The organism is Burkholderia sp. HAN2018 (assembly GCF_024704855.1).
Lineage (GTDB): Bacteria > Pseudomonadota > Gammaproteobacteria > Burkholderiales > Burkholderiaceae > Burkholderia > Burkholderia cepacia.
Genome location: NZ_QOBB01000303.1, coordinates 1 through 7,060 on the forward strand (window position 1 = coordinate 1; position 7,060 = coordinate 7,060).

The following is a 7,060-nucleotide window of genomic DNA, read 5'->3' on the forward strand; positions in this document are numbered from 1 at the left end:
CCGCACACCGCCGCCGGCAGCACCGGCGCCTTCACCGATGCCGGGCGGGGCGGGCAACGCGCGTCCGACTAGCCCGCCGCCGGCGATGCACCAGGGAGGCGAGGCGCGTCCGATGCCGCCGGCGATGCACCAGGGAGGCGAGGCGCGTCCGATGCCGCCGGCGATGCACCAGGGAGGCGACGCGCGTCCGATGCCGCCGCCGGTGCGTCAGGGAGGCGGGGGCGGCGGCGGTTATGCGCGGCCGCAAGGTGGTGGAAACGGTGGCGGTAACCACGGTGGTGGCGGAGGCGGTGGCCCCGAAGATTTCCGTCACTGATGTCGCCGGCGCTGGGGATTCCCGGGCGCCGGACGAAAAAAAGCCGCTCCGGAGAGCGGCTTCCACAGCGGCGCGGGCGGGTTGTCCTGCCCCCAGCCCCACCGGCTGCGCGTGGCGGGCAGCCGGCCGTACTATTCGCGTCAGTCGTCGAGCAACGACAGGTCGCGCACGGCACCCTTGTCGGCGGACATGACCAGCTTCGCGTAGGCCTTCAGCGCCGCGGACACCTTGCGCGGACGCGGCTGCGCAGGCTTCCAGCCCTTCGCGTTCTGCTCTTCGCGGCGGCGCGCCAGCTCTTCGTCGGACACGAGCACGTTGATCGTGCGGTTCGGGATGTCGATGCGGATCTTGTCGCCGTCGCGCACGAGGCCGATCGCGCCGCCCGCCGCGGCTTCCGGCGAGCAGTGGCCGATCGACAGGCCCGACGTGCCGCCCGAGAAGCGGCCGTCCGTCAGCAGCGCGCATGCCTTGCCGAGCCCCTTCGACTTGATGTAGCTGGTCGGGTAGAGCATCTCCTGCATGCCGGGGCCGCCTTTCGGGCCTTCGTAGCGGACGATCACGATATCGCCGGCCTTGACCTTGTCGTTGAGGATGTTCTCGACCGCTTCATCCTGCGATTCGGTCACGTGAGCCGATCCTTCGAACACGTGGATGCTCTCGTCGACGCCGGCCGTCTTCACCACGCAACCGTCGAGCGCGATGTTGCCCGTCAGCACGGCGAGGCCGCCTTCCTTCGAGAACGCATGCTCGTACGAGCGGATGCAGCCTTCGGCGCGGTCGAGGTCGAGGCTCGGCCAGCGCGTGTCCTGACTGAACGCGACCTGCGTCGGGATGCCGGCCGGGCCGGCCAGGTAGAACGTGCGGACCGCATCGTCCTGCGTGCGGACGATGTCCCACTGGTCGAGCGCATCCTTCAGCGACGGCGCGTGCACGGTCGGCACGTCGGTGTGCAGCTTGCCGGCGCGGTCGAGTTCGCCGAGGATCGCCATGATGCCGCCTGCGCGGTGCACGTCCTCGATGTGGTACTTGTTCGTGTTCGGCGCGACCTTGCACAGCTGCGGCACGACGCGCGACAGGCGGTCGATGTCCTTCATCGTGAAGTCGATGCCGGCTTCCTGCGCGATCGCCAGCAGGTGCAGGATCGTGTTGGTCGAACCGCCCATCGCGATGTCGAGCGTCATGGCGTTCTCGAACGCCTTGAAGCCCACCGAGCGCGGCAGCACGCGTTCGTCGTCCTGCTCGTAGTGCTGGCGGGCGAGCTCGACGATCCGGCGGCCGGCGCGCTTGAACAGCTGCTCGCGATCGGCGTGCGTGGCCACCACCGTGCCGTTGCCGGGCAGCGACAGGCCGAGCGCTTCGGTCAGGCAGTTCATCGAGTTCGCGGTGAACATGCCCGAGCACGAACCGCAGGTCGGGCAGGCCGAGCGTTCGACTTCAGCGACGTCGGCGTCCGAATACGACGGGTCGGCCGCGATCACCATCGCGTCGACGAGGTCGAGCTTCTTCAGTTCGACGGTCTTGGTGACCGGGTTCGCGAGGCGCGTCTTGCCGGCTTCCATCGGGCCGCCCGACACGAAGATCACCGGGATGTTCAGGCGCATCGCGGCCATCAGCATCCCCGGCGTGATCTTGTCGCAGTTCGAGATGCAGACCATCGCGTCCGCGCAGTGCGCGTTCACCATGTATTCGACCGAATCGGCGATGATGTCGCGGCTCGGCAGCGAATACAGCATGCCGTCGTGGCCCATTGCGATGCCGTCGTCGACCGCGATCGTGTTGAATTCCTTCGCGACGCCGCCGGCAGCCTCGATCTCCCGCGCGACGAGCTGGCCGAGATCCTTCAGGTGCACGTGCCCGGGCACGAACTGGGTGAACGAGTTGACGACCGCGATGATCGGCTTCGAGAAATCGTCGTCTTTCATGCCGGTGGCGCGCCAGAGCGAGCGCGCACCCGCCATGTTGCGGCCGGCGGTGGAAGTTTTGGAACGGTAAGTGGGCATTGTCGTTGCTGAAGAAATATCGCGGGAAAAGGGTGGAGGCACGGGGAATAAGGGCCTCTCTCGCGCCCGTGCGAACAACCTCTTGAGCTGCGCCCTGGGCAAACCCGGCGATTATCCCACAGCCGCCGCGGGCGTGGCGCCCGCGGGGCCGGCAACCGGCGCCGCAGGCGTGCCCGGCGTAAAACGTGCCGAAGGCCGCGGGACGGCCGCGCGACCGGGCGGGAAGCCGACCGGGCCGCGCATCGATCGGTGATCGCCGAGCGATCCGGCCCCGAGCGGGCGATCAGTCGAGCAGCGTCAGGATCTCGTCGTACAGCGCCTTCGGAATCCGCACGCCGTTCGCGATGCTGCGCGCGCGGGCGTCGAAGCGCCGTTGCGACGGCAGCCGCGCGCCCTGCGCGACGATCGATTCGAACATCCGCTCGCCGCGCGCGAGCCCGGTATCGAGATCGTCGCCGAGGAACACCTTCGGGTCGAAGGCGATCACGAGTTCGCCATGGCACGGCGTCGCGCCGACGCCTTCGTCGAAGTCCATCGACTCGCGGCTCGTCATGTCGCCGATCAGCGCGCCGCCGAGCAACTCGACCATCGCCGCGAGCGCCGACCCCTTGTGACCGCCGAACGTGCGCATCGCGCCCTGCAGCGCGGCCTTCGGATCGGTGGTCGGCCGGCCCTCGGCGTCGATCGCCCATTCCGGGGGGATCGCCTTGCCTTGCTTCGCATGCAGCTCGATGTCGCCGCGTGCGATCGCGCTCGTCGCGAAGTCGAACACGAACGGCACGCCGCCCGGGCGCGGCCACGCGAACGCGATCGGGTTCGTGCCGAACACGGGCTCCCTGCCGCCTTCCGGCGCGACCCAGCTATGGCTCGGATTCATCGCGATGCCGACCAGCCCCTCGGCCGCGATCGCCTCGACTTCCGGCCACAGCGCGGAGAAGTGGTAGCAATGGTTGATCGTCATCGCGGCGATGCCGTGCTGTTTCGCCATCTCGACGAGCACGGGCAGGCCCGTTTCGAAACTCAGCAGCGAGAAGCCGCGATGCGCGTCGACCGCGACGATCGACGACGACAGCCGGCGCAGCGTCGGCACGGCTTGCGGATCGACCTTGCCCTTCTTCAGCGAACGCACGCACACGAGCAGCCGATACACGCCATGCGAATGGCATTCGTCGCGCTGGCCCTGCGTGATCACGTTGGCGATGGCCCGGGCATGGGCGTCGGACATGCCGTGGTGCGTCAGCACGCGCAGCGCGAGCGCGTGGACTTCATCGAGCGACAGGACGACTTCGGCGATCTGCTCAGACATGGTTCGCCTCCCGCGGCGCGGGCACGCCGTCGATGCGTTGCGGCACGTTCAGCGGATTGCCGTTGCGGATCGCTTCCGGCAACAGCGCATCCGGCAGGTCCTGATACGACACCGGGCGCAGGAAGCGCTCGATCGCTCGCGCGCCGACGGACGTCGTGCGCGTGTCGGATGTAGCCGGGAACGGGCCGCCGTGCACCATCGCATGGCCGACCTCGACGCCCGTGCCGAAACCGTTGACGAGAATGCGGCCGGCCTTGCGCTCGAAGGTCGGGCGCAGCGCGGTGAACAGGGCGGCGTCGCCGTCGGCGAGATGCGCGGCGATCGTCAGCTGGCCTTCGAGCGACTTCAGCACGCGATGCAGCGTGTCGGCGTCCGGGCAGCGCACGATCAGCGAAGCGGGGCCGAAGACTTCTTCGCGCAGCTCGGGATGCGCGACGAACGCATCGGCCGAGGTCGCCAGCAGGGCGGCGCGGGCCTGCAGCCGGTCGCCTTCCGCGCCTTGCGCGAGCAACTCGACCGCAGCGTGAGCGCGCAGCGCCGCGACACCGCCTTCGTAGCTGGCGTGAGTGTGCGGCGTCAGCATCGTTTGCGCGGGCGCTGCACGCACCGCGGCGGCGGCCGTTTCCTCGAACGCGCGCAGCGCGGGCCCGTCGACCGCGAGCACGAGGCCCGGATTCGTGCAGAACTGGCCGGCGCCGAGCGTGAGCGACGCGACGAACTGCGGCGCGATCGTGTCGTGGCGCGCGTCGAGCGCGGCGGGAAACAGCAGCACGGGGTTGATCGAGCTCATTTCCGCATAGACGGGAATCGGCTCGGGGCGTGCGGCCGCGATGTGCATCAGCGCGACGCCGCCGCGCCGCGAGCCGGTGAAACCGACGGCCTTGATGCGCGGATCGGCGACGAGCGCCTGGCCGATCTCGCGCGATGCGTCGAACAGCAGCGAGAACACGCCGGCGGGCATTCCGCATTCGCGCGCGGCCTGCTGGATCGCGCGGCCGACGAGTTCCGACGTGCCGGGGTGCGCCGAATGCGCCTTGACGATCACCGGGCAGCCGGCCGCGAGCGCCGACGCCGTATCGCCGCCGGCGACCGAGAACGCGAGCGGGAAATTCGACGCGCCGAACACGGCGACGGGCCCGACCGCGATGTTGCGCAGGCGCAGGTCGACGCGCGGCAGCGGCTTGCGTTCGGGGCGCGCCGGATCGATCCGCGCGTCGAGAAAGCCGCCGTCGCGCACGAGCGACGCGAACAGCGCGAGCTGGCCGACCGTGCGGCCGCGCTCGCCTTCGATGCGGGCGCGCGGCAGGCCCGTTTCGACGACGCAGCGCTCGATCAGGTCGTCGCCGAGCGCCATGATGTGGCGGCCGATCGCGTCGAGAAACGCTGCCCGTGCTTCGAGCGACGTTTCGCGATAGATGTCGAACGCGTCGTCGGCGAGCGCGCAGGCCGTCTCCAGGTCGTGCAGGCTCGCGCCGCCGAAGGCGGGCTCGAGCCGTTCGCCGGTGGCGGCGGCGAGTGCGTGGAGGGTGCCGTTCTGTCCGGCGACGGCGGACTGGCCGATCAGGAGCTGACCTGTGAGTTGCATGGTTTTCCTCGGAAAAAAGCGGGGGCCGGGCGTGGCGCGCCCGGCCGAAGGGATCATGGGAAACGGCGGGGGCGCGTCAGTCCTCGTCGTCGTCGAGCTGAAGCTTGTCGGAACGGACGCCTGTATTCGCCCCCCAGTAGTAGATGACGAGCGCGACGGCCGCGACGACGACCGTGTCGTACGGATGGGCGAGCCGGCCCGTGCCGCCGAAGCCGCCGAGATACGACAGCACGATCATCGCGGCATAAAACGCGATCAGCCACGCGGACGAGCGCACCTGCTCGGCGAGGCTCAGGTGTGCGGTCGGCACCCAGCGGCGGCACGCGAGGTAGATGACGAACATCACGATCTGCAGGCCGAGCAGCCAGGAGACGGTGCTCCAGCCCGACCAGTAGACGATCAGCGCGGCGATCACGAACGATGCGGGGCCGGTGATGCCGAACGCGCTCGCGCGGAACGGCCGCGGCAGGTCGGGCGCGGTGCGGCGCAGTGCGGCGACCGAGACCGGCGCGACCGCATAGCTCAGCACCAGCGCGGCGGACACGATGTTGATCAGCGCTTCCCACGACGGGAACGGCATCGTCCAGAAGATCGCGAGGCCGAACGTGAGCCACAGGCCCGCGCGCGGGATGCCCGACGCTTCGTCGACGCGCGTGAACACCTTGAAGAAGGTGCCCGTCTTCGCCCAGCCGTAGACGACGCGCGGCGTCGCGTTCATGTAGATGTTGCCGCAGCCGCTCGGCGAGATCATCGCGTCGGCGACGACCATCACCGCGAGCCAGCCGACGCCGAGTGCGAGCGCGATGTCGCGATACGGCAGCGTGAACGCCTTGCTCACATCGTGCCAGCCGCCGGCGAGCATCGCGGTGGGGATGCTGCCGATGAACGCGAGCTGCAGCAGCACGTAGATCAGCGTCGACAGCAGGATCGACAGGATCAGCGCGATCGGGATCGTGCGCTGCGGATTGCGCACCTCGCTCGCGACCGACACGATCGGCGTGAGCCCGAGGTACGCGAAGATGATGCCGCCGGCGGACACGGCCATCTCGATGCCCGGCATGCCGAACGGCGCGAAGCCGTGCACGGTCAGGTTCGCGGGCTTGAAGAACGTGAACAGCACCGCGATCACCGACAGCGGCACGATGAACTTGAAGATGCTGATGATGTTGTTCGCTTTCGCGAACGTCTTCACGCTCGAATAGTTCAGGTAAAAGAAGAAGCACAGCAGCGCGGCCTGCACGAGCCAGCCGAGCGTCGTCGGGTCGCTCGATCCTTCGACCGTCAGGCCCGGAAACCACGCGGCCGCGTACTGGCGCGCGGCGACAACCTCGATCGCGATCAGGCTCGAAAAGGCGATCAGCGTGATGAAGCCCATCAGGTAGCCGAGCAGCGGGCCGTGCGAGAACACCGGGTAGCGGACCACGCCGCCCGCGCGCGGCAGCGCGGCGCCGAGTTCGCAGTAGACGATGCCGAGCAGCAGTACCGCGAAGCCGCCGAGCAGCCACGAGAAGATGCCGGCCGGGCCCGCGATCGTCGAGACGTGACTCGCGGCGAACAGCCACCCCGAACCGAAAATGGCGCCGAGACCGATGAACGTGAGATCGGTCAGCGACAGCTGTTTCTTGAACTTGCCGTGACCCGCGTCGGGGTGCGCGGAACGGGAAAGCGGGACAGACGGGTGTGCGTTGCCTTGGCCTGGCATGGGCTTGTCTCCTGGGGGGAATATCGGCACAGGCTCGAGGTGCGCCGCGCTCCGACGGAGCAGCGGCGCAGGCCTGCCGGCCGGCGTCGCCCGGTTCGAACGACCGGGGCGGGCGGCGGGCCGTTCACGCGCGGCGCGGGTGGGCGCCGGT

Annotated in this window: 4 protein-coding genes; all 4 read right to left on the reverse strand. The window is 69.3% G+C overall.

Features of this window, described 5'->3' with window-relative positions:
* Positions 1-456: 456 nt before the first annotated feature.
* Positions 457-2,316 (reverse strand): dihydroxy-acid dehydratase, encoded by a 1,860-nt coding sequence (gene ilvD / locus DPV74_RS37405; RefSeq protein ID WP_027791333.1) that lies wholly within the window; start codon positions 2,314-2,316, stop codon positions 457-459.
* 283 nt (positions 2,317-2,599) lie between these two features.
* On the reverse strand, positions 2,600-3,622 hold the full coding sequence (locus tag DPV74_RS37410; protein WP_060207533.1) for an Ldh family oxidoreductase: 1,023 nt from the start codon (positions 3,620-3,622) through the stop codon (positions 2,600-2,602).
* Positions 3,615-5,207 (reverse strand): aldehyde dehydrogenase (NADP(+)), encoded by a 1,593-nt coding sequence (locus DPV74_RS37415; protein ID WP_119339006.1) that lies wholly within the window; start codon positions 5,205-5,207, stop codon positions 3,615-3,617. Before DPV74_RS37415 ends, DPV74_RS37410 begins: the two co-directional genes overlap by 8 nt.
* A gap of 76 nt (positions 5,208-5,283) precedes the next feature.
* A complete protein-coding gene (locus DPV74_RS37420; RefSeq protein ID WP_119339007.1) occupies positions 5,284-6,909 on the reverse strand; it encodes an APC family permease in 1,626 nt (541 codons plus the stop codon).
* Between the last annotated feature and the right edge of the window lie 151 nt (positions 6,910-7,060).